The sequence below is a fragment of the Novosphingobium sp. Chol11 genome, assembly GCF_900218065.1.
In the GTDB taxonomy this organism is placed as follows: domain Bacteria; phylum Pseudomonadota; class Alphaproteobacteria; order Sphingomonadales; family Sphingomonadaceae; genus Sphingobium; species Sphingobium agri.
In genome coordinates this window covers 1,214,332-1,238,699 of the sequence record NZ_OBMU01000001.1, presented here as the reverse complement: position 1 = coordinate 1,238,699, position 24,368 = coordinate 1,214,332, and the positions used below count along the sequence as shown (strand labels likewise).

Annotated in this window: 20 protein-coding genes; 10 read left to right on the top strand and 10 right to left on the bottom strand. The window is 62.6% G+C overall.

What is annotated here, in order from left to right:
• Positions 1 to 147: 147 nt before the first annotated feature.
• The 5 genes from NCHOL11_RS06135 to NCHOL11_RS06115 form a co-directional block, all read right to left on the bottom strand.
• Positions 148 to 2,133: an acetyl-CoA carboxylase biotin carboxylase subunit gene (locus NCHOL11_RS06135; RefSeq protein WP_097091522.1), complete on the bottom strand. Its 1,986-nt coding sequence runs from the start codon at positions 2,131 to 2,133 to the stop codon at positions 148 to 150.
• A 165-nt stretch (positions 2,134 to 2,298) separates the two neighbouring features.
• On the bottom strand, positions 2,299 to 3,300 hold the full coding sequence (gene bioB, locus NCHOL11_RS06130) for a biotin synthase BioB (protein WP_097091521.1): 1,002 nt from the start codon (positions 3,298 to 3,300) through the stop codon (positions 2,299 to 2,301).
• Positions 3,297 to 5,450, bottom strand: a complete 2,154-nt coding sequence (scpA, locus tag NCHOL11_RS06125; protein WP_097091520.1) for a methylmalonyl-CoA mutase — start codon at positions 5,448 to 5,450, stop codon at positions 3,297 to 3,299. The genes bioB and scpA overlap by 4 nt, the downstream gene beginning before the upstream one ends.
• A gap of 170 nt (positions 5,451 to 5,620) precedes the next feature.
• Positions 5,621 to 6,058 carry a methylmalonyl-CoA epimerase gene (gene mce / locus NCHOL11_RS06120; protein ID WP_097091519.1) on the bottom strand — a complete coding sequence of 146 codons (438 nt, stop codon included), beginning with the start codon at positions 6,056 to 6,058 and terminating at the stop codon, positions 5,621 to 5,623.
• A 109-nt stretch (positions 6,059 to 6,167) separates the two neighbouring features.
• A complete protein-coding gene (locus NCHOL11_RS06115; RefSeq protein ID WP_097091518.1) occupies positions 6,168 to 7,700 on the bottom strand; it encodes an acyl-CoA carboxylase subunit beta in 1,533 nt (510 codons plus the stop codon).
• A gap of 122 nt (positions 7,701 to 7,822) precedes the next feature.
• On the opposite strand from NCHOL11_RS06115, the gene NCHOL11_RS06110 reads away from it, so the two are divergent.
• Complete coding sequence (locus NCHOL11_RS06110) at positions 7,823 to 9,238, top strand: helix-turn-helix domain-containing protein (protein WP_097092769.1); 1,416 nt, start codon at positions 7,823 to 7,825, stop codon at positions 9,236 to 9,238.
• Between the two features lie 75 nt (positions 9,239 to 9,313).
• Complete coding sequence (locus NCHOL11_RS06105; RefSeq protein WP_097091517.1) at positions 9,314 to 10,030, top strand: 2OG-Fe dioxygenase family protein; 717 nt, start codon at positions 9,314 to 9,316, stop codon at positions 10,028 to 10,030.
• Positions 10,031 to 10,058: 28 nt separating this feature from the next.
• On the opposite strand, the gene gor is transcribed toward NCHOL11_RS06105, so the two are convergent.
• Positions 10,059 to 11,405, bottom strand: a complete 1,347-nt coding sequence (gor, locus tag NCHOL11_RS06100) for a glutathione-disulfide reductase (protein WP_097091516.1) — start codon at positions 11,403 to 11,405, stop codon at positions 10,059 to 10,061.
• Between the two features lie 70 nt (positions 11,406 to 11,475).
• Complete coding sequence (gene pgi / locus NCHOL11_RS06095; protein WP_097091515.1) at positions 11,476 to 12,981, bottom strand: glucose-6-phosphate isomerase; 1,506 nt, start codon at positions 12,979 to 12,981, stop codon at positions 11,476 to 11,478.
• A gap of 178 nt (positions 12,982 to 13,159) precedes the next feature.
• Here pgi and lepB point away from each other — a divergent pair, with 178 nt between their 5' ends.
• The 6 genes from lepB to NCHOL11_RS06070 all read left to right on the top strand — a co-directional run bounded on the left by lepB (position 13,160) and on the right by NCHOL11_RS06070 (position 17,518).
• Positions 13,160 to 13,984 carry a signal peptidase I gene (lepB, locus tag NCHOL11_RS06090; protein ID WP_097091514.1) on the top strand — a complete coding sequence of 275 codons (825 nt, stop codon included), beginning with the start codon at positions 13,160 to 13,162 and terminating at the stop codon, positions 13,982 to 13,984.
• Complete coding sequence (rnc, locus tag NCHOL11_RS06085) at positions 13,939 to 14,652, top strand: ribonuclease III (protein ID WP_097091513.1); 714 nt, start codon at positions 13,939 to 13,941, stop codon at positions 14,650 to 14,652. The genes lepB and rnc overlap by 46 nt, the downstream gene beginning before the upstream one ends.
• 77 nt (positions 14,653 to 14,729) lie before the next feature.
• Positions 14,730 to 14,816, top strand: coding sequence for a GIY-YIG nuclease family protein (locus tag NCHOL11_RS18510; protein WP_369680245.1), 87 nt, complete (start codon positions 14,730 to 14,732; stop codon positions 14,814 to 14,816).
• 44 nt (positions 14,817 to 14,860) lie between these two features.
• Complete coding sequence (locus NCHOL11_RS18780) at positions 14,861 to 14,953, top strand: hypothetical protein (protein ID WP_369680244.1); 93 nt, start codon at positions 14,861 to 14,863, stop codon at positions 14,951 to 14,953.
• A gap of 95 nt (positions 14,954 to 15,048) precedes the next feature.
• Positions 15,049 to 15,957: a GTPase Era gene (era, locus tag NCHOL11_RS06075; RefSeq protein WP_097091512.1), complete on the top strand. Its 909-nt coding sequence runs from the start codon at positions 15,049 to 15,051 to the stop codon at positions 15,955 to 15,957.
• Positions 15,958 to 16,015: 58 nt separating this feature from the next.
• Entirely contained in the window at positions 16,016 to 17,518 is a 1,503-nt protein-coding gene (locus NCHOL11_RS06070) for an ABC1 kinase family protein (RefSeq protein ID WP_097091511.1), read from the top strand.
• A 57-nt stretch (positions 17,519 to 17,575) separates the two neighbouring features.
• Here the strand turns inward: NCHOL11_RS06070 and topA are convergent, their stop codons facing one another.
• From topA to plsY, 3 genes are all read right to left on the bottom strand, one after another.
• Positions 17,576 to 20,149, bottom strand: a complete 2,574-nt coding sequence (gene topA / locus NCHOL11_RS06065) for a type I DNA topoisomerase (RefSeq protein WP_097091510.1) — start codon at positions 20,147 to 20,149, stop codon at positions 17,576 to 17,578.
• A 74-nt stretch (positions 20,150 to 20,223) separates the two neighbouring features.
• Positions 20,224 to 21,306, bottom strand: a complete 1,083-nt coding sequence (gene dprA / locus NCHOL11_RS06060; protein ID WP_097091509.1) for a DNA-processing protein DprA — start codon at positions 21,304 to 21,306, stop codon at positions 20,224 to 20,226.
• Positions 21,303 to 21,902, bottom strand: a complete 600-nt coding sequence (gene plsY, locus NCHOL11_RS06055) for a glycerol-3-phosphate 1-O-acyltransferase PlsY (protein ID WP_097092768.1) — start codon at positions 21,900 to 21,902, stop codon at positions 21,303 to 21,305. Before plsY ends, dprA begins: the two co-directional genes overlap by 4 nt.
• 242 nt (positions 21,903 to 22,144) lie before the next feature.
• Here plsY and murI point away from each other — a divergent pair, with 242 nt between their 5' ends.
• Together murI and hemA are read left to right on the top strand one after the other, a co-directional pair.
• Positions 22,145 to 22,948 carry a glutamate racemase gene (gene murI / locus NCHOL11_RS06050; RefSeq protein ID WP_097091508.1) on the top strand — a complete coding sequence of 268 codons (804 nt, stop codon included), beginning with the start codon at positions 22,145 to 22,147 and terminating at the stop codon, positions 22,946 to 22,948.
• A 155-nt stretch (positions 22,949 to 23,103) separates the two neighbouring features.
• On the top strand, positions 23,104 to 24,324 hold the full coding sequence (gene hemA, locus NCHOL11_RS06045) for a 5-aminolevulinate synthase (RefSeq protein ID WP_097092767.1): 1,221 nt from the start codon (positions 23,104 to 23,106) through the stop codon (positions 24,322 to 24,324).
• Positions 24,325 to 24,368 lie beyond the last annotated feature (44 nt).

The window sequence follows — 24,368 nt, the reverse complement described above, 5'->3', positions numbered from 1 at the left end:
TGGACATCGCAGCAGCGGCCAATGCCAGACGCTGACCAGTGGGAGCCGTGATAAGCTCACCCCGGGCCCTATCTCCCCTTTGGCGCGTGCGTAATGGCGGGAAAGCGCGGCAGGGAAATGGCCCCTGCCGCGCCATGACCACCAACCCTATTCGAGTTCCAGGATGATCGCGTCCACAGGCAGGCTCTCACCCTGAGCCGCCGACACGCTCTTCACCGTACCCGCCTTCTGCGCGCGCAGGATGTTCTCCATCTTCATCGCTTCGATCACTGCCAAGGGCTGACCGGCCTCAACCTTGTCGCCTTCCTTGACGTTCAGGGATACGAGCAGCCCTGGCATCGGGCAGATCAGAAAACGCGACAGATCCGGCGGGATCTTTTCGATCATATGCTTGGCATGCACCGCCGCGTGTGCTGGCAGGATACGCAGCTTGTGACTGGCGCCATGCGCGGTGAGAACGAAGCCGGAGCGAACCGGCGCGATCTTCACCGCCAGCAACTCCTCGCCGAATTCGGCCTCGATCAGGCGATCGCCGGGCGTATATTCCAGCGCCATGTCGATCGCTTCACCATCGACGGTGACATCGTCGCCGCTGATCACGACATCATGGATCGCGTCACCGATCTTCACCTGCCAGCCCGTCGGCGCGCGCAGCTTCTTGCCAAGCTGGCCATCGATGCGACGGGCGCGGTCGGCCTGTGCCATTGCAGCGAACGCACCGATCGCAGACAGCTTCCTGACGAGCGCTTCGGAAGCTGGAGCGCCAGTGAAACCTTCCGGATATTCCTCTGCGATGAAGCCGGTGGTGATGTTGCCAGAACGGAAACGCTCATGCTGCATCAGCGCCGACACGAAATCGATATTGTGGCCCGGCCCTTCGATCTCGAACTGGTCGAGCGCGGCGACCTGCTTGTCGATCGCCTCCAGACGGGTCGGCGCCCAGGTGATCAGCTTGGCGATCATCGGGTCGTAGAACATCGACACTTCGCCGCCCTCGACTACGCCGTCATCAACGCGCACGCCGTCCACGGCTTCCGGCGGATTGTAGCGGATCAAGCGGCCGGTGGAGGGCAGGAAGCCGCGATAGGGATCTTCTGCATAGACGCGGTTTTCGATCGCCCAGCCATTGATCTTCACATCCTCCTGACGGAAGCTCAGTTCCTCGCCATTGGCAACGCGGATCATCTGCTCGACCAAGTCGAGACCGGTGATTTCTTCCGTGACCGGATGCTCCACCTGCAGGCGAGTGTTCATTTCCAGGAAGTAGAAGCCATCGCCGGTCTTGTCCGCGCCCGATACGATCAGTTCGACCGTACCCGCGCTGAAATAGCCCACGGCGCGGGCAAGCGCGACGCACTGCTCACCCATCTTCTTGCGCATTTCAGGGGAGACGAACGGCGAAGGCGCTTCCTCGACCACCTTCTGGTGACGGCGCTGGATCGAGCATTCGCGCTCGTTCAGGTAAAGGATATTGCCGTGCTGATCGCCCAGGATCTGGATTTCGATGTGGCGCGGGCTTTCGATGAACTTCTCGATAAACACGCGGTCGTCGCCAAAGCTGTTCAGCCCCTCGCGCTTCGTCGCTTCGAAGCCCTCGCGAACATCCTGCTCCGAATAAGCAAGGCGCATGCCCTTGCCGCCGCCGCCGGCCGAAGCCTTCATCATCACCGGATAGCCGATCTCGTTGGAGATGCAGACGGCATGTTCCGTATCCTCGATCACACCGACATAGCCCGGAACGACGTTGACGCCTGCTTCCTTTGCCAGCTTCTTGGATTCGATCTTGTCGCCCATGGCCGCAATCGCGTTGGCGGGCGGGCCGACGAAGATGATGCCTTCGGCGTCCAGCGCCTTGCGGAAGCTTTCGCGCTCCGAAAGAAAGCCGTAGCCGGGGTGCACGGCGTCAGCGCCGGTCTGCTTGCACGCTTCGATGATCTTGTCCGCGAGCAGGTAGGACTGCGCGGCAGGCGGCGGGCCAAGGTGCACCGCTTCGTCCGCCATCAGGACGTGGGGCGAACGGGCGTCCGCATCCGAATAGACCGCAACGGTCTTGATGCCCATCTTCCGCGCGGTGCGGATGACGCGGCACGCGATTTCGCCACGGTTCGCGATCAGGATCTTGGTGATTGCCATTATCTGTCCTTGCCCAGTCCTATTGTGTTGCCCAGTCGGGCTAACCCTTCTCCGTCCCTCGGCGTCACCCTGAACTTGTTTCAGGCTCCATTTCGCCTCTCACACCGAAGACTGCGGAGGCTTGATGGATGCTGAAACACGTTCAGCATGACATATGAGGGGAAACTATTCCGCCGCCTCCAGATGCCCGTGCGGTTGCGCCATCATCGGCGTCATCCCGAGCTTTGAAAGCAGCGCGCTATCCTTGTCGTCACCGGCATTGGCCGCGGTCAGCAGTTTGTCGCCGGTAAAGATGCTGTTCGCACCCGCCATGAAGCATAGCGCCTGACAGGCCTCGCTCATGCTCTCGCGACCGGCGGAAAGCCGCACCATCGATTGCGGCATGACGATCCGCGCCACCGCGACGGTCCGCACGAACTCCACCTCGTCGATCTTCGCGAGCGGCGTGCCCTTCAGCATGTCCCCAAGCACCGTGCCTTCGACAGGCACCAGCGCATTAATCGGCACGCTTTCGGGATGCGGCATGGTCGCCAGCGCGTGAAGGAAACCGATCCGGTCACTCCGTGTCTCGCCCATGCCGACGATCCCGCCGCAGCACACATTGATCCCTGCCGAACGCACATTTTCCAGCGTTTCGATGCGATCCTCGAACGTCCGGGTCGTGATGACGTTCGCGTAATTTTCCGGCGAGGTATCGATGTTGTGATTGTAGTAATCGAGCCCCGCATCCGCGAGCTGCTTCGCCTGATCGGACGACAGCATGCCCAGCGTCATGCAGGTTTCCATGCCCATCTGGCGCACGCCCTTCACCATCTCGATGAGCTTGGGCATGTCCCGTTCCTTGGGATTGCGCCACGCTGCGCCCATGCAGAAACGGCCTGAACCGTGGTCCTTGGCCTGCGCCGCCGCCTGCAAGACAGCCTGCACGTCCATCAGCTTGGTGGCTTTGAGGCCGCTTTCCGCTTCCGTCGACTGGCTGCAATAGCCGCAATCTTCCGGGCAACCGCCGGTCTTGATCGACAGCAGGGTCGATAGCTGGACCTCATTGCGCGGAAAGTTGGTGCGATGGATCGACTGCGCCTCGAACATCAAGTCGTTGAAGGGCAGGCAGAACAGCGCGGCGATCTCGTCGCGCGTCCAGTCAGTGCGAGGAGTGATCTCGGTCAAGCGGCTTCCTCCAGCCCCGCCGGGGGCATGTTATGGCCGAGGAGGCGCAGCACGTCTGCGGCGCATTCCACGACGTTGGAACCGGGTCCATAAATCCCCTGCACGCCCGCGTCACGGAGATAGTCATAGTCCTGCGGCGGGATGACGCCACCCGCGATGACCTTGATGTCGTTGCGGCCCTTTTCCCGAAGCTGCCTGATGAGCTCGGGGATGAGCGTCTTGTGCCCGGCCGCGAGCGACGAGGCGCCGACCACATCGGCACCGCTGTCCAACGCTAGCACCACGGTCTCCTCCGGTGTCTGGAACAGCGGACCCGATACCACGTCAAAGCCCATATCCCCGAAAGCCGACGCGATCACGTTGGCGCCCCGGTCGTGGCCGTCCTGCCCCATCTTGGCGATGAGTAGTTTCGGCTTGCGGCCGAGGCGCCGCTCGACGGCCTGCACACCGTCAAGAACCTGTTTCCAGCGGCTGTCCTGCGCATAAGGTTTGGAATAGACGCCCTTCACCGGCGTCGGCACCGTGCCATAGCGATCGAAGCTGTCTTCCATGGCCGAGGAGATTTCCCCCAGCGTGGCCCGCGCACGGGCGCATTCCACGGCTAAGGCCAGCAGGTTGTTATCGATGCTCGACGGCTTGGCGGCACCGTCGCGCAGCGCCTGGAGCGCCGCCTGGCACCTTGCCTCGTCACGCCCGGCCTTGACCCTGTTGATGCGGGCGATCTGTGCCTCGCGCACCTTGCTATTGTCGACCTCCAGCGTTTCCAACAGGTCTTCGTTCGCCAGGCGATATTTGTTGACGCCGACGATGACATCCTCACCGCGATCGACCCGCGCCTGGCGAGCAGCCGCCGCTTCCTCGATCATCGCCTTGGGCCAGCCTGCCGCCACGGCCTTCGCCATGCCCCCCTCGCCCTCGACGCGGTCGATGATCTCCTGCGCGGCATCGACCAGCTGCTGGGTCAGCGCCTCGATATAATAGCTGCCGCCCAGAGGATCGACGACCTTCGTCATCCCCGTCTCTTCCTGGATCACGATCTGCGTGTTGCGCGCGATACGTGCGGAAAAATCGGTGGGGAGGGCAATCGCCTCATCCAGCGCGTTGGTGTGCAGCGACTGCGTGCCGCCAAGCATCGCCGCCATCGCTTCGATGGTGGTGCGGATAACGTTGTTATAGGGGTCTTGCTCGGTCAGCGACACGCCCGAAGTCTGGCAGTGTGTGCGCAGCATCTTGCTACGTTCGTCCTGCGCGCCCAGCTTCGTCATGGCGCGATGCCACAGAACGCGGGCGGCACGCAGCTTCGCCACTTCCATGAAGAAGTTCATGCCGATCGCGAAGAAGAAGCTCAAACGCCCCGCGAACTTGTCGATGTCGAGCCCCGACGCGACGCCATATTTCACATATTCGATACCGTCCGCGATGGTGAAGGCCAGTTCCTGCACCTGCGTCGCGCCAGCTTCCTGCATATGGTAGCCGGAAATGGAGATGCTGTTGAACTTCGGCATCTCGCGGCTGGTATAGCCGAAAATGTCGGAGATGATCCGCATGCTCGGTTCGGGCGGGTAGATATAGGTGTTGCGGACCATGAACTCCTTCAGAATGTCGTTCTGAATGGTTCCGTCCAGCAGCTTGCGGTCGACGCCCTGCTCTTCGCCGGCAACGATGAAGAAGGACAGGATCGGGATCACCGCGCCGTTCATCGTCATGGACACGGACATCTGGTCGAGCGGGATGCCATCGAACAGGATCTTCATGTCCTCGACGCTGTCGATCGCCACGCCCGCCTTGCCGACATCGCCGACGACGCGGGGATGATCGCTGTCATAGCCGCGATGGGTGGCAAGGTCGAAGGCGACGCTGAGCCCCTTCTGCCCCGCCGCCAGGTTGCGGCGATAGAAGGCGTTGGACTCCTCGGCAGTCGAAAAGCCCGCATATTGGCGGATGGTCCAAGGGCGCCCCGCATACATGGAAGCGCGCACGCCGCGCGTGAACGGCGCAAAACCCGGCAAGCCGGGATCGACGGTCACGTCCTCCGCCGTATAGAGCGGCTTGACGGTGATCCCTTCCGGGGTATCCCAGTTCAGGTCCTTGCCCTTTACCTCCTTGGCGGAGGCGGCGGCCCACTGATCCAGCGTCGGCTTGTCGGTCATCTGTCCTTACCCATCCAAATCCTCTCCCGCAGGCGGGAGAGGCAGCGAGACTTGGGGCTGCGTAGCAGACCTTAGTCGCAGCGGTGAGGGCCTAAGCCCTCTCCAACGTCGCCTAGCCAGCAAGCTGACAAGGCTTCGTATCCTCTCCCGCGCGCGGGAGAGGATAGATATCAGTGCGCCTCTTTCGGCGTCTCCATGATCTCGGTCAGCACCCCGTTCATGTCCTTGGGGTGCACGAAGAAGATCAAAGTCCCATGCGCTCCGATGCGCGGTTCGCCCAGCACCTTCTTGCCCAGCCCTTCGAACCAGGCCTTGGCTTCGTGAATGTCCGGCACCTCATAGCACATATGATGCTGGCCGCCCGCCGGGTTCTTGGCGATGAAACCATGGATCGGGCTGTTCTCCCCCAAAGGTTCGATCAGTTCGATCTGGGTGCCCTCAGTGCCATTTTCGCCCGGCGTATCCACGAAGCACACCTTCACGCCTTGCGCCGGCAAGTCAAAGGGCTCATGCGTCAGTGTCGCGCCCATGACGTCGCGATAATAGGCAAGCGACGCTTCGAGCGAAGGCGTTGCAACGCCGATATGGTTCAAGCGGCCGAGCTTCATATCACTTCACCTGTCTGGTCACCCCAGCGAAAGCTGGGGTCTCGTGCCTTTACGTTCCACATAACCGCCTGAGATCCCAGCTTTCGCTGGGATGACGGCCGCTGGGGCATCAAAGCGGAATGTTGTCGTGCTTCTTCCAGGGATTCTCCAGCGCCTTGTTGCGCAGCTTGCGCAAGCCAAGCGCGATCCGCTTGCGGGTCGAGTGCGGCTGGATCACCTCGTCGATGAAGCCCTTGCCCGCCGCCACGAACGGGTTGGCAAAGCGGTCTTCATATTCCTTCGTCTTCTCGGCGATCTCTTCGGGCGTCTTGCCCCGGAAGATGATTTCCACCGCGCCTTTCGCCCCCATGACCGCGATTTCGGCGGTCGGCCAGGCATAGTTCAAATCGCCGCGCAGATGCTTTGAGCTCATCACGTCGTAAGCACCGCCATAGGCCTTGCGCGTGATGACGGTGATCTTCGGCACGGTCGCTTCTGCATAAGCGAACAGCAGCTTCGCGCCATGCTTGATGATGCCCGAATGTTCCTGAGCCGTGCCCGGAAGGAAGCCCGGCACATCCACGAAAGTGACGATCGGAATTTCAAACGCGTCGCAGAAACGAACAAAGCGACCGGCTTTCTTGGACGAGTTGATGTCCAGCACCCCGGCCAATACCATCGGCTGGTTGGCGATGATGCCGACCGTCTTGCCCTCGATCCGGCCGAAACCGCACAGAATGTTGCCTGCGTGCGCGGGCTGCACTTCGAAAAAGTCGCCCTCGTCCACGACCTTGCGGATCAGTTCATGCATGTCATAGGGCTGGTTCGCATTCGCCGGGATCAGCGTGTCGAGGCTTTCCTCGATACGATCCCAAGGATCGGCACTCGGGCGCTCAGGCACCGGCTCCTTGTTCGAAGCAGGCAGGAAGTCCACGAAATCGCGCACCGCGAGCAGCGCCTCGATGTCATTTTCGAACGCGACATCCGCAACGCCCGACTTGGTCGTGTGCGTCACCGCGCCGCCCAATTCCTCCTGGGTCACGACCTCATTCGTCACCGTCTTCACCACGTCCGGGCCGGTCACGAACATGAAGCTTGAATCCTTCACCATGAAGATGAAGTCGGTCATCGCAGGCGAATAGACCGCGCCGCCCGCACAGGGACCCATGATCACGCTGATCTGCGGCACAACGCCCGAGGCAAGCACGTTGCGCTGGAAAATTTCAGCATAACCGGCGAGCGAGGCCACGCCTTCCTGAATGCGCGCGCCGCCGGAGTCGTTCAGGCCGATCACGGGCGCGCCGACCTTCAGCGCCATGTCCATGATCTTGCAGATCTTCATCGCGTGCCGTTCCGACACGGCGCCGCCGTAGACGGTGAAATCCTGGCTGAAGACGAACACGAGACGGCCGTTGATCGTACCCGATCCCGTGACGACGCCATCGCCCGGGATATGCTGCTCGTTCATGCCGAAGTCGACGCAATTATGCTCGACATACATATCCAGCTCTTCAAAGCTGTCCTCGTCCAGCAGCACTTCCAGACGCTCCCGCGCGGTCAGCTTGCCCTTGGCATGCTGCGCGTCGATCCGGCGCTGGCCACCGCCCAGGCGCGCGGCCTCGCGCTTGGCTTCCAGCTGTTCGATGATAGCGAGCTTCGACATATAGAATATCTCTCCGGTGACGGCACGGATGACTACAGCTGCCCCTTTCCCATCTTTCACGCTTTTCGCAAATGCAAATTTGCCAATTTGCAAATCACGATTTCGCAAATTATGAGCGCCCCATGGCAAGAGGCAATCGCATTTTCGCAGGTCCGCGGCTGCGGCAGCTGCGGCTGGACCATCGCATGGACCAGGCGACGATGGCCTTGGCCTTGGGTATTTCGGTCTCTTATCTCAGCCAATTGGAAAATGACGACCGCCCCCTGACGGCCAAGGTGAAGGCAGCCGTGGCCAGCGCCTTCCCAACCGATTGGGCGAGCTTCGACAGCCGGGAAGAGGAACAACTGCTCGGCGCTTTCACTTATGCGCTGGCCCACCCGGAGTTGCCCGGCCCGCTGATGGACCCGGAGCGGATCGAGAAGCTGCACCTGCAATTTCCCGAATTCGCCGCCCGCTATCTCGACCTCTACAACGCTCATATGCGTGCGAATGAACGTATCAACATGATCGAGGAGGCGATCGCCAACGATCATGAGGTGCAGGCCCGCCTACCCTGGGAGGCTGCGCGCGACTGGTTCCATGAGGCTGGCAATTATGTGCACGTCCTTGATTGCCTGGCGGAGGACATGGCCTCCAGCGTCACTGCCGGACAGGTTCTTGACGAAGGAATGCTGGTCGAAGCGCTCGCCCGGCGGCATGGCATCGAAACGCTGATTGCCGACACACCGGATTCCGCGCTGCGTGCCTATTCATCCAATGATCGCCGCCTGTTCATAAATGCCGCCCTGCCAGTGGAAAGCCGAAAGTTCATGCTGTCGCACCAGCTGATGATGCTGGAGGGGCAGACGGTGATCGCGGATGTGGTCAATCGTGCGGCCCTGCCCGTGGAAGGCGCCGACCGGCTGCTCGCCATAGGGCTTGGCAATTATGCGGCTGGCGCGCTGCTGATGCCCTATGCCCAGTTCCGCGCGGCTGCGCGGGAAGTGCGCCATGATATCGACCGGCTTGCGCGGCGCTTCGGGGTCAGCTTCGAACAGGCGTGCCATCGCCTCTCGACCCTCCAACGGCCCGGCCTTCGCGGCATTCCCTTCTTCTTCTGCCGTGTCGACATGGCGGGCAATATCACGAAGCGGCACAGCGCCACCCGTCTCCAGTTCGCGCGTTTCGGCGGGGCCTGCCCGCTCTGGAACGTGCATGAGGCCGTCGCCATCCCGGACCGCATCAACGTCCAGCTCGGCGAGACACCAGACGGCGTGCGCTATGTCTCGATGGCGAAGGGATTGGTGAAGCCGTCCGGCAGCTATTCGCGCACCCCCCGCCGCTTCGCCGTCGTGCTGGGGTGCGAAGTCGCGCATGCAGCTAATTTCGTCTATGCAGACGGCCTTCAGCTTGAAATGGAAGGTGCCGCCACGCCGATCGGCATCACCTGCCGCCTCTGCCCGCGCCAAAGCTGCGACCAGCGCGCCTTTCCGCCCGCTGACAGGCCGATCCGGGTCGATCCGGACAACCGGCAGATCGTACCCTATTGGATTGGCTGAGGCGCACCGCGGTTCATCCCAGCTTGTGCGAACTGGCTCTGTCGATCCCTTTTCGGGCCGCCTAAGAGGCGACACATGCATCAACTGACCTCCGACACGCGCGATCTTCAGGAAGAGCTCACCAGCTGTGGCTTTGCGCGTGTGGCCGGGCCGGAGATGCTCGCAAGACTGAACGTCGGGGATGTGGCATGGAACTCGTTCGCGCGAAGCTGGGACGATCTTGGCCCTGATCTCTACATGGCCGACGGCGGCCGCTACCGACGTCGCCGTCACGCGGCCTTCGAAGCGAGGCAGGGCCATTTCACGCGCAAGCCGCACCAGCCGCATTTCCAAAGCCGCGACTACAACCCCTTGAACGGCGACGTGCAGCGTTGGTTCGATCCGGTTCACCAGGACACGATCGACAGTCCGGTCATGCAGGCCATCCTCGCTTTTTGCGCAGCGGCCTTCGATCAGGCGGGTTCAAAGCGCTGGCATGTGGAAATGCACCAGTTCCGTATCGAGACGTGCGAAGATGACGTCGGGCGGCCCACGCCTGAAGGACTGCATCGGGACGGCGTCGATTGGGTCTTCGTCATGCTCATAGAGCGCCGCAACGTCAGCGAAGGCGTCACCCGCATAGGTGCGCCTGATGGCACGCCACTCGGCGAGTTCACGTTGGCCGTGCCCGGTGATAGCGTGCTGATCGACGATCACCGCATCCTGCATGGCGTGACAGAAATTCACGCGGTCGAACCAGGCTCGCCCGCGTGGCGCGACGCGCTTGTCGTAACTTTTGCAGATAACGACTGACTCGCGGCGCTTATTCGCAATCTATCGATCACTTCAGCAGAACAAGTTCCTCTGCCATGCTGGGATGCAGCGCCACCGTGTCATCAAACTGTTCCTTGGTAAGGCCAGCCTTCACCGCAACGGCCGCGGCCTGCAAAATCTCCGGCGCATCCGGGCCGATCATGTGCAGACCGACAACCCGGTTCGTCGTCGCGTCCACCACCATCTTGTAAAGCGCCCGCTCGTCCCGCCCCGCCAGCACATTCTTCATCGGCCGGAAGTCGGACGTATAGACTTTGACGGTGCCCAGCTTGTTCTTCGCCTGCGCTTCGGTCAGGCCGACGCCAGCCAATGGCGGATGGCTGAACACGGCCGAGGGCACGCAATTATAGTCTACCGTCCGCGGATTATCGCCAAACACCGTATCGGCAAAGGCATGTCCCTCCCGAATGGCAACCGGCGTAAGCTGCAAGCGGTTGGTGACGTCGCCCACGGCATAGATGCTCTCGCAACTGGTGCGGCTATAGTCGTCGACCTTGATCGCGCCCTTGTCGTCCAACTCGACGCCCGCATTCTCCAGGCCCAGCCCCTCGACATGCGGCTGGCGGCCCGTGGCGAACATCACCGTATCGCAGGGGATGGGATCGCCGTTGCTGAAATGCATGCAAAGGGTGCCGTCGTCATTCTTTTCGATCCGCTCCATCTCCGCATTGAAGCGGAACTGGATGCCCTTCATCGTGGAAATCTGGAGCAGCCGATCGCGGATCTGCTCGTCATAGCCCCGCAGCAGCGTGGAGGACCGGTTGACGATGGTCACGTGGCTGCCAAGCTGATGGAAAATGCCCGCAAATTCATTGGCGATATAACCGCCGCCAACGATCACCATCCGCTTGGGCGCATTCTCCAGGTGGAAGGCTTCATTGGACGTGATGCCATGTTCGGCGCCTTCCAGTTCGGGCACTGAAGGCCAGGCGCCGGTCGCGACCAATATATATTTCGCGGTCACTTCGCGGCCACTTGCCAGCTTGACCGAATGCGGCCCGGTGATGGTCGCCCGATCGGAAATCAGCTCGACCTTGTGACTGTCGAGCGTATTGCGATAGAGGCCCTCCAGCCGATCCACATCGGCCAGCACATTGTCACGCAGCACTTTCCATTCGAAGTCGCAATCCGGGACGCTCCAGCCGAAACGGCGCGCGTCCTTCAAATCCTCGGCAAAGTGCGCGCCATAGATCAGCAGCTTCTTGGGCACGCAGCCGCGAATGACGCAGGTGCCGCCGACCCGATATTCCTCTGCGACCGCGACCTTGGCGCCATGCGCCGCCGCCACGCGCGACGCCCGGACGCCGCCGGAACCCGCGCCGATGACAAAAAGGTCGAAATCATAGTCGCTCATGCTGGTCTCCGCTGGATCGTGGCCGGATATGGCGGCTATCCAGCGGAGTTACAAACGGCTTTTGATGGCTTCAGGCTCCGCCCAGCGCCAGATCGATCAGCGCCATGGTCGATGGATCAAAGCCCTTCGTCCCTTCCGCCTCGATGGACTTGGCGATCTCCTTGCCCAATTCGACGCCAAACTGATCGAATGGATTGATCCCCATCAGCACCGCATTGGCAAAGGTCCGATGCTCATAAAAGGCGATCAATGCGCCCAGCGCGTCCGGCGTCACATCTTCCAGCAGGATCGTGGTGGATGGACGGTTGCCGGGATAAGCCCGCGCGGGATCGGCATCATTCTCCTTGCCCCGCATCAGCGCCGCCCCTTGGGCAAAGCAGTTCACCAGCAATGCGCGGTGATGCGCCGGGTCCAGAGCGTGGCCGGGATCGATCGAAGCGACAAATTCGACCGGGGCCACGATGGTCCCCTGATGCAGCAGCTGGAACACCGCATGTTGCGCATCCGTGCCGACGCCGCCCCATGTGATCGGCGCTGTCGGCCCTTCGACCGGCTTGCCATCGCGCGTGACGCTCTTGCCATTGCTCTCCATCTCCAGTTGCTGGAGGTAGGAAGGCAGCAACCGCAAGCGCTCGTCGTAGGCGAACAGAGCGCGTGTCTGGCATCCCATGATGCGGCCATAATATTGGTCCACGAAAGCAGCGATCAGCGGAGCGTTCTGCGCCGGATCGGACAGCCGGAAATGCCGGTCCATGGCCGCCGCGCCCTCAAGCAGGCTTTCGAACGCATCCCAGCCAAGCGCCAACGCGGCCGGAAAGCCGATCGAAGACCAGAGCGAATAGCGCCCGCCCACTGTCTCGGAAAATGGCAGGATACGCGTTTCGTCCACGCCCCACTCGATCGCCTTGTCCGGACTGGCGGTCAACGCGATCACCTTGCCATAGGGGTCCTCCACGCCCGCCTCTACCAGCCAGTTGATCGCGCTCGCCGCGTTCAGCATGGTTTCGGTGGTGGTGAAGGTCTTTGACGCGACCGCGATCAGGGTCGCTTCGGGATCAAAACGCGCAATCGCCCGCTCCAGGGCCGTGCCATCTACATTGGAGACGATCGCGACATCATAGCGCGCGCCGTCCCCACCCAGCGCATCCACGATCAGGTCCGGCCCCAGCGCCGATCCGCCGATCCCGATGTGCAGTATATGACGTATGGGGCCCAGCGCCTCACCTTCGATCGCATCGATCAGAGCGCGCATGCGGGCATGCAGCATCTTGGCGCGCGAAACGCTTTCCGCATTGCCCTCGCCCCGTTCTGCGGGATGCTCTGCCGCGCGGCCTTCACTATTGTTGATGGGCTCGCCCGCGAAAAGGGCGTCGCGCCATTTGGCGAAGTCCTTTTCCTCCGCCAGCTTCAGAAATCCTTCCAGCAATTCGCTGGTCAGGTGCGTCTTCGACCAATCGAACCGCAAAGGCCCCTGCGTAAGCGTGAACTTGCTCAACCGGTCAGGGTCCGAAGCGAAAACGGTCTTCAGTTCAGGCCGCGGGAGTGCCGCAATGGCCTCCAGTGCAGGGCTGGGCATGGAAGCGTAAATCCTCTTATTCGTTGCTGATGACGACACTGCACCTGTCGATTCTCGTCCTTCTTACCCAAGCGTAACGGCCAATGCACCGCCCGCTATGCTTGACGGCGGGTTTACAACGCAGCAAAAGCCGCAACGGCCTGTTTTCAAGGCGGATCGAAGGATTAGACAACATAGCATGAGCGCAAAATCCGAAACGCGGGATTTCCTATGGTTTCTCGCTAAGCTGGCGGTGTTCGTCTTTGTCCTGCGCAGCTTCATCGTTTCTCCGTTCAATATTCCGTCTGAATCGATGCAGCCGCGACTGCTGATCGGCGACTATCTGCTCGTCGCCAAATGGCCTTATGGCTATTCGCGCTACTCGTTGCCGTTCAACCTGCCGCTGATCCCGGGGCGCATTCTCGCCTCGACGCCGAAGCGCGGGGACGTGGTAGTGTTCAAGGCGCCGCCGAACCAGAAGAATGATTATATCAAGCGGGTCATCGGCTTGCCCGGCGACATGATCTCGGTGCGCGGCGGCACGGTCTATCTGAACGGTCAGGCCATTCGGAAGCAGAAGGTCGCCGACCTCGTCATTCCCGTCTCGCCCAACATGCTGGACGCCGCCGCGAAGGAGGGCAGCCCTTCCCCCTGCTACCGTCCGAAGTTCGAGGAAGATGCGCCGAGCGGCGGCCGTCAGTGCCGCTATCCGCAATATCGCGAAACACTGCCGGGCGGCAAAAGCTACAACGTCCTCGACCTCGTTCCCGATGGCGCGGCCGACGATCGCGACACGGTGCTGGTGCCCGAAGGCCATCTCTTCATGATGGGCGACAACCGCGATCGCAGCGCAGACAGCCGTTTCCCGGCGGTCGAAGGCGGCGGCATCGGACTGGTGCCGGAGGAAAATCTCGTTGGAAAGGCGATGATCTCCGTCTTCTCGACCGACGGCAGCGCCAATTGGCTGCTCCCCTGGACATGGTTCACCGCCGCGCGCTGGAACCGCATCGGGGAAGGCTTTTGACAAAGGCCGACACGTCTGGCTGGCTCGCCGGGCTGATCGGACGAGCACCTAAGGATGAAGCGCCCTTTCGTCAGGCGCTCACCCATGGCAGCGCGAACGCCGTCAATTATGAGCGGCTTGAGTTTCTGGGCGATCGCGTGCTGGGCCTGATCGTCAGCGAATGGGTCTATGAGCGGTTCGCCAGTGAACCCGAAGGCAAGCTCTCACGCCGCTTCAACGCATTGGTGTCGGGTGAGACCTGCGCCGACGTTGCGCGCGCGGCTGGCGTGCCGACGCATCTCGTCCTTGGCAAGCAGGCCCGCGACGATGGCGCGGCAGACAGCGACAATGTGCTGGGTGACGTCATGGAGGCGCTGATCGGCGCGCTCTACCTTGAAGCGGGCCTGGACGACGCCCGCGCGCTGGTCCGCCGCCTTTGGGCCAACCGGGTCGATACGCAGGAAAGCGCACCCAAGCATCCCAAGTCCGCTCTCCAGGAATGGGCAGCCGCCAACCGCCGCAAGCCGCCCGAATATGCGATGACCGATCGCTCCGGGCCTCATCATGCGCTGAAGTTCACGGTAACGGTGAGCATCAAGGGCGCGGGGGAAGCAAGCGCCACGGGAGGAAGCAAGCAGGAGGCCGAGACGGCTGCGGCGAAGGCATTGTTGGACAAGCTGAGCAGTTGAACCCCGTTTCTCCCACATTCCCCAACCTCCGTTCGCGCTGAGCTTGTCGAAGCGCTTTATTGCCTTTCTGAGCGAAGATGGCTTTCTACACCTACATGCTCTATTGCGCCGACCGCAGTTTTTACATCGGCCACACCGATGATCTCGAAATCCGCATCGCCTAGCATGAAACCAGCACTCTACCCGCTACACGCAAAATCGCCGCCCGATAAAACTGATCTGGTCGCAAGAGTTCGGAACCCGTATGGAGGCGCTTGAAGCTGAGCGTCAGATCAAAGGCTGGGGCGGGCAAAGAAACTAGCGCTAATTCGTGAAGACTGGAGCCTCATCTCCACCTTAGCGCGCTCGAAAGAAGAGAAGTAAGGCGCTTCGATAGGCTCAGCGCGAACGGAGTAAATGTTGCACGACATAGAAAATCAACGCTGCGGCGTCATCGCCATCGTGGGCGCCCCCAACGCCGGCAAATCCACGCTGGTCAACGCGCTGGTCGGCCAGAAGGTCGCGATCACCAGCCCAAAGGCGCAGACCACCCGTACCCGCGTGATGGGCGTCGCGATCGAAGGTGATACGCAGATCGTCCTTGTCGACACCCCAGGCATCTTCGCGCCCAAGCGCCGCCTCGATCGCGCCATGGTTCAGGCCGCATGGGGCGGCGCGCAGGGCGCTGACCTGATCGCGCTCATTGTCGATGGGAAGGCGGGTCTCGGCCCCAAGATGGAGCCGATCATCGAAGCGCTGACCCACCGGACGGAACGCAAATGGCTGATCCTCAACAAGGTTGATATCGCCATAAAGGAGAAGCTGCTGGTACACACACAGAAGCTTTACGAACGCATCGGCTTCGAAGAGACATTCTTCATCAGCGCAGCAACCGGCGACGGCCTTGCTGAACTCAAGACCGCCTTCGCCAATGCCATGCCCCAAGGCCCGTGGCACTTTCCGGAGGACCAGGTTTCCGACGCGACGGACCGCATGCTTGCTGCTGAGATCACACGCGAGCAGCTCTACCACCAGCTGCATGCCGAACTGCCCTACGCCGCCGCCGTCGATACCGAGAAATATAGCGAGCGCGAGGACGGCTCTGTTGAAATCCATCAGCAAATCCTGGTCGCCCGCCCCACTCAGCGCGCCATCGTGCTCGGTAAGGGGGGGCAGCGGCTGAAGGAAATCGGATCGAAGGCGCGCGCGGAACTTGCACAGCTGCTTGGGGTCAAGGTCCATCTCTACCTCCACGTGAAGGTGAAGGAAGATTGGGAAGACGACCGCTTCATCTATCGCGACATCGGCCTCGACTGGGTCGAATGATCATGCCCTGAAAAGGTGCACGCCCGAAACAATCGGCGTGGCGCTTCGTTGACGCGCCATGCTCAAGACCATCGTCGTTGCCGCCCGCGACCGTGAGCGGCTGGCTGAAATCACTGCCGTCGCCACCCGTTTCGGCCTTGACCTGCTCCTCGCCAGAATGGGTCTTGCCAAGGATAGGGACGGAGCCTCTCCACCCGACCTGCCCAGCCGCACGCGGCAGGCGCTGGAAGCGCTCGGCCCCACCTATGTGAAACTCGGCCAGATTCTCGCCACCCGCGCCGACCTCCTGCCGGAGGATTGGATATCCGAATTTGAAAAGCTGCATAGCGCAGCGCCTACCCTCGATTTCTCCACGCTGCGTCCCCTGTTGGAAGAGGCATTGGGCGAGCCGGTGGAGACGGCCTTCGCCCGGTTCGATGAGGCCCCCCTCGCCGCCGCCTCCATGGCGCAGGTGCATCGCGCTGCCCTGCACAATGGCCGCGAGGTCGTCGTCAAAATCCGCCGTCCGGGCATACGCAAGTCGATGGAAGCCGATCTCCGCCTCATCTCCCATCTCGCGGGGATCGTTGAGGCGAGCAACAGGGAAGCGCGCCGGTTCCAACCCCGCGCGCTGGTCCAGCAATTGCTGGACACGGTCTTGGAAGAACTGGATTTCACCAGCGAAGGCCGCAATGCCGACCGTCTGCGCGCAGACCTTGCAGAGCAGCCGCGCGTCGTCATCCCCGAAATCCATTGGCCGCTCAGCAGCGAGACTGTGCTGGTCATGGATTATGTCGAAGGCATAGCGCCCCGCAATGCAGAGGCGCTTCGCGCCGCCGGGATCAATCCAGCCGCCATAGCCGATCTCGGCGCCGACCTCGTTCTTGAAATGGTGCTGGTGAATGGCCGCTTTCACGGCGACCCCCATCCCGGCAATCTTCTCTGCCTGCCGGGCGATCGCCTTGCCCTGCTGGACCTTGGCCTTATCGGCCATGTCAGCGCGCGGCGGCAGCAGGAATTTCTGGCCTTCATCCTTTCCCTGCGTTCCAACGACGCGCAGACGATGGCGGACACGCTCATCGGCTGGCATCAGGGCGACCGTCCCTCACGCGAGCGCGTTCTCATGGCGTCGGAGCAGTTGATCGCCCGCCATGGCTCCGGCCCGCTGGTGCTGGGCCGCATGGTCGCCGACTTCTTTCCGCTGATCCGCAAGGAAGGGTTGGTCCTGCCACCCGACCTCGCGCTCATTTTCAAGGCGCTGATCACCATGGATGGGGTGCTGGGCACGATTGAGCCGGGCTTCGACTTGTCGCAGGCGCTGCAACGCTCCCGCGCCCGCCTTATTGCTCATCGCCTGACAGCCAGCCAGTCGCCCGAAAAGCTGGTCCCGCTGCTGCTCGAACTGTCGCGGATCGCTGACGACGCCCCCCGCATGCTCCGCGCCCTGACGCGGAAGCTGGAAGCGGAAGGCGCCGCCGCCAATGGACTGACGGACGGAACGCTGATCACCGCCGCAAAGTGGCTCGCGGCAGCGATCCTGATGTCCGCAGCAGCGGTGACGGCCGGGTTGATGCTCTCCTAGTCCTCGCCTCCGTTCGCCCTGGCCTGCCGAAGGGCTCAGGACGAACGGCAACGGACTTCACTCCGAGGCTGCCGCCTTCTTCTTGGCAGGCGCTTTCTTCGCCGCTGGCTTCTTGGCCGCACCATCCTTCTTTGCCGCTGCCTTCTTGGGCGCCTTCTTCTTCCCCTTCTTCGCAGGAGCCGCAGCCGCCCGCGCGTCGATCAACTGTGCCGCCTCTTCCAGCGTCAATGCGTCCTGCTCGATCGTCTTGGGCAAAGTCGCATTGGTCGTGCCATCGGTGACATAAGGCCCGTAACGTCCCGCCATCAGCTTGATCTCGGCCTCCGTGCGCGGATGCTTGCCGAGCAGCTTGAGCGGCTCGCGAGACGCTCCACCGCGCGGTCCCTTGTTCACCGCGTCAGCGAGCTTCGCAACTGCGCTGTTCATCCCCACCTCGAATATCTCGGCGGTGGACGACAAGCGTCCATATTTGCCGTCGTGCAGCAGATAAGGCCCAAAGCGCCCGATATTCGCCACGATCGGCTTCCCCGTTTCGGGATGCAGGCCAACCTCGCGCGGCAGGCTCAACAGCTTAACCGCCCAGTCGAGCGTCAGTTCGCCGTCCGGAAGATCCTTGGGAATTGACCCGCGCTTGGCCTCCTTGCCCTCGCCCATCTCCATATAAGGACCAAAGCGGCCGGACTTGCGGACGATATCCTGCCCGGTTTCGGGATGCTGCCCCAGCACCTCCGGCCCCTTGTCCTCGCCACCGTCGCTGGCGCCCGGCTGTCCGAACTTGCGCGTATATTTGCACTCCGGATAGTTGGAGCAGGCGATGAACGCCCCGAAGCGTCCACCACGCAACGCCAGTTGCCCGTCACCGCACATCGGGCAGGCACGGGGATTGCTGCCGTCCGCCTTGGGCGGGAACAGCATCGGCTCCAGGAATTTGTCCAGCTCGGCGGTGATGTCCGACGGCTTCTGCTCCATGACTTCCGCCGTCTTGGGCTTGAAGTCACGCCAGAAGGCTTCCAGCACCGCCTGCCATTGGGCGCGCCCGCCGGAAATCTCGTCCAGCTCGTCTTCCAGACCCGCCGTGAAGTCATAGCTCACATAGCGTTCGAAGAAGCGCTCCAGGAACGCCGTCACCAAACGCCCGCTCTCCTCGGCGAAGAAGCGGTTCTTCTCCACCCGCACATAGTCGCGGTCCTTCAGCACCTGAAGCGTCGAGGCATAGGTGGAAGGGCGCCCAATGCCCAGTTCTTCCAGCTTCTTGACCAGCGATGCTTCCGAATAACGCGGCGGCGGCTGGGTGAAATGCTGCTCCGCCGTCACTTGTCTTTTGGCAGGCGCATCACCGGTCACAAGGCGCGGCAGCAGCTTGCTGTCGTCATCCTCGGCGTCATCCCGCCCTTCTTCATACAGCGCGAGGAAACCGGGGAAGATCACCACCTGGCCCGTCGCCCGCAACGCATGCTGCCCCGTGCCGTCGACCAGATCGATAACCGTCCGCTCCAGCCGCGCCGAAGCCATCTGGCTCGCCAGCGCCCGCTTGAAGATCAGGTCGTAGAGCCGCGCATGATCGCCCGACCCGACCTTGTCCCGCGAAAATTCGGTAGGACGAATCGCCTCGTGCGCTTCCTGCGCATTCTTGGCTTTGGTCTGATATTGGCGCGGCTTTTCCGGCAGATATCCGCCATCATAGCGCTCCGCGATCGCCTTGCGCGCAGCGGAGATGGCGCTGCCGTCCATCTGCACGCCATCGGTACGCATGTAAGTGATCGCGCCGTCCTCATAGAGCTGCTGCGCGACCCGCATCGTATGGCTGGCGGAGAAGCCCAGCTTGCGCGCCGCCTCCTGCTGCAACGTCGAGGTGGTGAACGGCGGCGGAGGGTTGCGCGAAACCGGCTTGGTCTCAACCTTTTCGACGGTAAAGCGCCCAGCCTCCACATCCGCCTTCGCGGCCATGGCGTCGCCTTCCTTGCCGATCGTCAGCCGGTCGATCTTCTCACCCTTCCAGCGCACCAGCCGGGCAGTGAAGCCCTGCCCGCCCTGCTCCATCTCGGCCGCGACTGACCAATATTCCTGGGGCACAAAGCTTTCGATCTCGCGCTCGCGATCAACGACGAGGCGCAAGGCGACGGACTGAACGCGCCCGGCCGACTTCGCGCCCGGCAGCTTGCGCCACAGCACAGGCGACAAGGTGAAGCCCACCAGATAATCCAGCGCCCGCCGCGCCCGATAGGCGTCGATCAGATCCTCGTCCAAAGCACGCGGCTGCGCCATCGCTTCGGTCACCGCCTGCTTGGTGATCGCGTTGAAGGTCACGCGATCCACCTTCTGCGGCAGCGCCTTCTTCGCCCGTAAAACTTCCTGCACATGCCAACTGATCGCCTCACCCTCGCGATCAGGGTCAGTCGCCAGGATCAATCGATCGGCCTTCTTCGCCTCATCGGCGATGGCTTTGAGCTGCTTGCCCTTGTCCCCATAATTTTCCCATTGCATGGCAAAGCCATTGTCGGGGTCCACCGACCCATCCTTGGGCGGCAAGTCTCGGATATGGCCATAGCTGGCGAGGACGTGGAAATCGCCGCCCAGATATTTCTCGATGGTCTTCGCCTTGGCTGGCGATTCAACGATGACAAGCTGCATTCATGCCCCGGTTTTAAAGTGCTCTCACGTACACGCGCGAGTCTGGAAGGCGCTGAGGCCCTGCGTCAAGAGTGTCACGACAGGCTGACCTTGCCCCCCGCATGCCGCTCCAGCCGGCCCGCGAGTTCCAGCTCCAGCAGCACGGTCTGAACGATCGCGGGGCTAAGGGCGGACAGGCGGATCACCTCATCCACCGGCACCGGCGCATGGCCGAGCAGCCCCAGCACCACCTCCCGCTCCTGCCCCGCCACGTCGGACGACACGGGCGCGGCGCTGAAGTCGAGCCGCCCCTGCCGCACCATGCGCGGGTCGATCCCGCCGATCGCCTCGATCACGTCCGCGCCATTTTGCACTAAAGTCGCGCCCTCGCGGATCAACTGGTTGCATCCTTGCGCCCGAGGATCAGCGGGCGACCCCGGCACCGCCATGACCTCGCGCCCCGCTTCGACAGCCAGCCGCGCGGTGATGAGCGAACCTGACTTCGGCGCGGCCTCGACCACCACCGTCCCAGCCGACAGCCCGGCGATGATGCGATTGCGCGCGGGAAAATGCCGGGCAAGCGGCTGCGTGCCGGGAGGATGCTCCGTCACCAACAGCCCGACGCTCGCCACCTGCTCCTGCAACTCGGCGTTTTCGGGCGGAAAGACGACATCGATGCCGCACGCAATCACCGCGATCGTGCCCGTCGCCACCGATCCCTGATGCGCCGCCGTATCGATACCCCGCGCAAGGCCGGACACGACCACCGCGCCTTGCTGCCCCAGTCCCTGCGACAGCGTCCGCGCAAAACGGCAAGCGGCGGCAGAAGCGTTGCGCGCGCCCACCATCGCCACGCATTGCCGCCCCGTCAGTCCGACGTCGCCCCGCACGATCAGCGCGGGCGGGGAGCCATCCATCTGTTCCAGCAGAAATGGATAATCCTGATCCCCCATCAGTAGGTAGCGCGCGCCAAGCGCCCGGCTGCGGGCGATCTCCTTCTCGACGGCGCCTGCGTCCGCCACAGCCGCCTTGCCGCCGCCCCGCGCAGCCAGTTCAGGGACAGCGCGCAGAGCCTCGCTCGCTTTGCCGAAGCGAGCCATCAACTGCCGGAACGTCACCGGCCCTATGCGGGGCGAACGGATCAGGCGCAGGCGATCGAACCGCTCCTGCTCGCTCACCCCTTCGCCGCCCCGATCTTGGGCTCGGTGCCTTTCGCCAGCCGGGCGATGTTCGCCCGATGCCGCCACAGCAGGATCAGCGTCATCGCCAGCGTGACAGGGACCAGATCGATCCGATCCATGAACCACATCGCAATGGGCGCGCTGATCCCCGCTGCCATTCCGCCGACGGACGACCATCGCGTACCGAACAGCGCACCCAGCCACACGACCGCAAAGACGATCCCCGCAGGCCAGTGCAGCGCCGTCACCACGCCCATCATCGTCGCCACGCCCTTGCCGCCGGCAAAACGCAGCCATAGCGGATAGCAATGCCCGATAAAGGCCATCGCCCCCGCCATCGGCCCGCCATTGTCGATCAATGCCGCGCCGATCAGCACAGCCGTCGCGCCTTTCAACAGGTCGAGCAGCAATGTAGCCGCCGCCAGCCCCTTGCGCCCGGTTCGCAGCACGTTGGTCGCGCCGATATTGCCCGACCCGATCTGCCGCAAATCCCCGGCTCCCGTGACGCGTGTCAGCAACAGTCCAAAGGGGATAGAGCCCAGCAGATAGGAAATCAGCAGGACGAATGCGGGAAGTAGCCAGGGAGGGTTCATGATCTCGCCGAAATGATTGCGGCGCGACCATAGCGTTGCCGCTGCCGGGGGCAAGCTTTGCATATGCGCTGAAGTGATCAGCCTTGCTTCCCGTCATGATTTATCTTCCGTCATGCCAGCGAACGCTGGCATCTCAGGAGCAAGCGCCCAACCCGGATACTCCGAGGCACCCTCACCCGCTGGCATCCCAATCGCTCCGAAATATTGACAGCTCCGCCCTCTCCCGCGACATGTGCGCCATAATGAAGGTCGCACCATCAGCCCCACTGCTTTTCTTCGATTCCGGCGTCGGCGGGCTCTCCATCCTCGCGCCAGCGCGTGCCGCACTGCCCAACGCGCCTATCGTCTACGCAGCCGACAGCGCAGGCTTCCCCTATGGTACGAAGAGCGAGGCGGAAATCGCCGCTCGCGTGCCTGCACTGCTCGGCCGCCTGGTCGAACGTTTCCGCCCGCGCCTGGCCGTGATCGCCTGCAACACCGCCTCGACCATCGCGCTGTCCGCCGTCCGCGCCGCGCTCGACATTCCCGTCGTCGGCACGGTTCCGGCGATCAAGCCCGCCGCGCTTCTTTCCAAAAGCCGCGTCTTCGGCGTCCTCGGCACCGATGCCACCGTACGCCAGCCCTATGTCGATCGCCTTACCGCCGAGTTCGGCGCGGATTGCACCGTTTTGCGCCACGGTTCCGCCGCTCTGGTCCAGCTCGCGGAAGCCAAGCTGCGTGGCGAACCGCTGGACCCGGCGATAGCGCGGGATGCGCTCGCGGGCTTGCTCGGTCAGCCCGGCGGCGACCACATGGACACGGTCGTCCTCGCCTGCACCCATTTTCCTCTGGTGGAAGCAGAGCTTGCCGCCGCGGCGCCCCGCCCCCTCGCCTTCGTCCATGGCGGCGACGGCATCGCCCGCCGCATTGCTTACCTGACTCAAGGGCAGGAATGGCCCGCCTCCCGCCCCTCCGGGAAAGCCGTCTTCACCCGGCTCGACAACAGCGTCGCAGCACTCGCGCCCGCGCTCGCCGATTTCGGCCTCACACAAATGGAAGCTTTGTGAAGGGTGGGACCTTTGGTCCACTCGCAAATTCCTCTATCATTGTGATAGGTATTTCTCCCAACCGCTGCGAACGGTTATCGCTGGTAATGGAGCGGCGCAGCGGGTAAACGGCCCGCAAGAGGGGAATGCGGGCCACCAAGGGACTAGGGCGTTACGTGAACTACAAGCATATCTTCGCGCAGGCGATCGACCGGCTTCACAGCGAAGGCCGTTACCGCGTGTTCATCGATATCCTGCGGAACAAGGGTGCCTTCCCTAACGCCCGCTGCTTCCACGGCCATAATGGTCCGAAGCCCATCACCGTCTGGTGCTCCAACGACTATCTCGCCATGGGCCAGCACCCAAAGGTCGTCGCGGCGATGGAAGAAGCACTGCACGATGTCGGCGCAGGCTCCGGCGGCACCCGCAACATCGGCGGCAACACCCATTATCATGTCGATCTGGAAGCTGAACTCGCCAGCCTGCATGGCAAGGAAGGCGCCTTGCTCTTCACGTCCGGCTATGTGTCGAACGAAGCGGCGCTCTCCACGCTCGCCAAGCTGCTGCCCGGCTGCATCGTTTTCTCCGACGAACTGAACCACGCATCCATGATCGCGGGCATCCGCAATTCGGGCTGCGAAAAGCGCGTCTTCCGTCACAATGACGTCGATCATCTGCGCGAACTGCTCGCCGCCGAAGATCCCGACGCACCCAAGCTGATCGCCTTCGAAAGCGTCTATTCGATGGACGGCGACGTGGCCCCCATCGCCGAGATCTGCGATCTGGCGGACGAGTTCAATGCGCTCACCTATCTCGACGAAGTGCATGCGGTCGGCATGTATGGCGCACATGGCGGCGGCATTTCCGAGCGTGATGATGTCGCGCACCGTCTGACTATCATCGAAGGCACGCTGGGCAAGGCGTTCGGCGTCATGGGCGGCTATATCGCGGCTGATCAGATGATCATCGACGTGATCCGCAGCTACGCGCCGGGTTTCATTTTCACGACCTCGCTCTCGCCGGTACTCGTCGCTGGCGTCCTTGCCAGCGTCCGCCACCTCAAGCAATCCAGCGAAGAGCGCGAAGGCCAGCAGGCCGCCGCCGCCACCCTGAAGCGACTGATGAGGGAATCCGGACTGCCGGTCATGCCGTCCGTCACGCACATCGTCCCGCTGATGGTCGGTGACCCTGTAAAGGCCAAGCGGATCAGCGACATTCTGCTCGCCGAATATGGCGCCTATGTGCAGCCCATCAACTATCCCACCGTGCCACGCGGCACCGAGCGCCTGCGCTTCACGCCGGGTCCGGCCCATACGGTGGAGATGATGCAGGAACTGGTTCAGGCACTGGTCGAAATCTGGGACCGGCTGGAACTGGAGCTCAAGAAGGCCGCCTGACCGGACCTCTTGCGGAACAATAGGGGCATTTCCCATCTTCTTGG

What these genes read in the sequence shown, in the direction of transcription:
- NCHOL11_RS06135 (WP_097091522.1), bottom strand. Translation starts at nt 2,133, where the DNA reads ATGGCAATCACCAAGATCCTGATCGCGAACCGTGGCGAAATCGCGTGC.
- scpA (WP_097091520.1), bottom strand. Translation starts at nt 5,450, where the DNA reads ATGACCGACAAGCCGACGCTGGATCAGTGGGCCGCCGCCTCCGCCAAG.
- mce (WP_097091519.1), bottom strand. Translation starts at nt 6,058, where the DNA reads ATGAAGCTCGGCCGCTTGAACCATATCGGCGTTGCAACGCCTTCGCTC.
- NCHOL11_RS06115 (WP_097091518.1), bottom strand. Translation starts at nt 7,700, where the DNA reads ATGTCGAAGCTCGCTATCATCGAACAGCTGGAAGCCAAGCGCGAGGCC.
- NCHOL11_RS06110 (WP_097092769.1), top strand. Translation starts at nt 7,823, where the DNA reads ATGGCAAGAGGCAATCGCATTTTCGCAGGTCCGCGGCTGCGGCAGCTG.
- NCHOL11_RS06105 (WP_097091517.1), top strand. Translation starts at nt 9,314, where the DNA reads ATGCATCAACTGACCTCCGACACGCGCGATCTTCAGGAAGAGCTCACC.
- gor (WP_097091516.1), bottom strand. Translation starts at nt 11,405, where the DNA reads ATGAGCGACTATGATTTCGACCTTTTTGTCATCGGCGCGGGTTCCGGC.
- pgi (WP_097091515.1), bottom strand. Translation starts at nt 12,981, where the DNA reads ATGCCCAGCCCTGCACTGGAGGCCATTGCGGCACTCCCGCGGCCTGAA.
- lepB (WP_097091514.1), top strand. Translation starts at nt 13,160, where the DNA reads ATGAGCGCAAAATCCGAAACGCGGGATTTCCTATGGTTTCTCGCTAAG.
- rnc (WP_097091513.1), top strand. Translation starts at nt 13,939, where the DNA reads ATGGTTCACCGCCGCGCGCTGGAACCGCATCGGGGAAGGCTTTTGACA.
- NCHOL11_RS18510 (WP_369680245.1), top strand. Translation starts at nt 14,730, where the DNA reads ATGGCTTTCTACACCTACATGCTCTATTGCGCCGACCGCAGTTTTTAC.
- era (WP_097091512.1), top strand. Translation starts at nt 15,049, where the DNA reads ATGTTGCACGACATAGAAAATCAACGCTGCGGCGTCATCGCCATCGTG.
- NCHOL11_RS06070 (WP_097091511.1), top strand. Translation starts at nt 16,016, where the DNA reads ATGCTCAAGACCATCGTCGTTGCCGCCCGCGACCGTGAGCGGCTGGCT.
- topA (WP_097091510.1), bottom strand. Translation starts at nt 20,149, where the DNA reads ATGCAGCTTGTCATCGTTGAATCGCCAGCCAAGGCGAAGACCATCGAG.
- plsY (WP_097092768.1), bottom strand. Translation starts at nt 21,902, where the DNA reads ATGAACCCTCCCTGGCTACTTCCCGCATTCGTCCTGCTGATTTCCTAT.
- murI (WP_097091508.1), top strand. Translation starts at nt 22,145, where the DNA reads ATGAAGGTCGCACCATCAGCCCCACTGCTTTTCTTCGATTCCGGCGTC.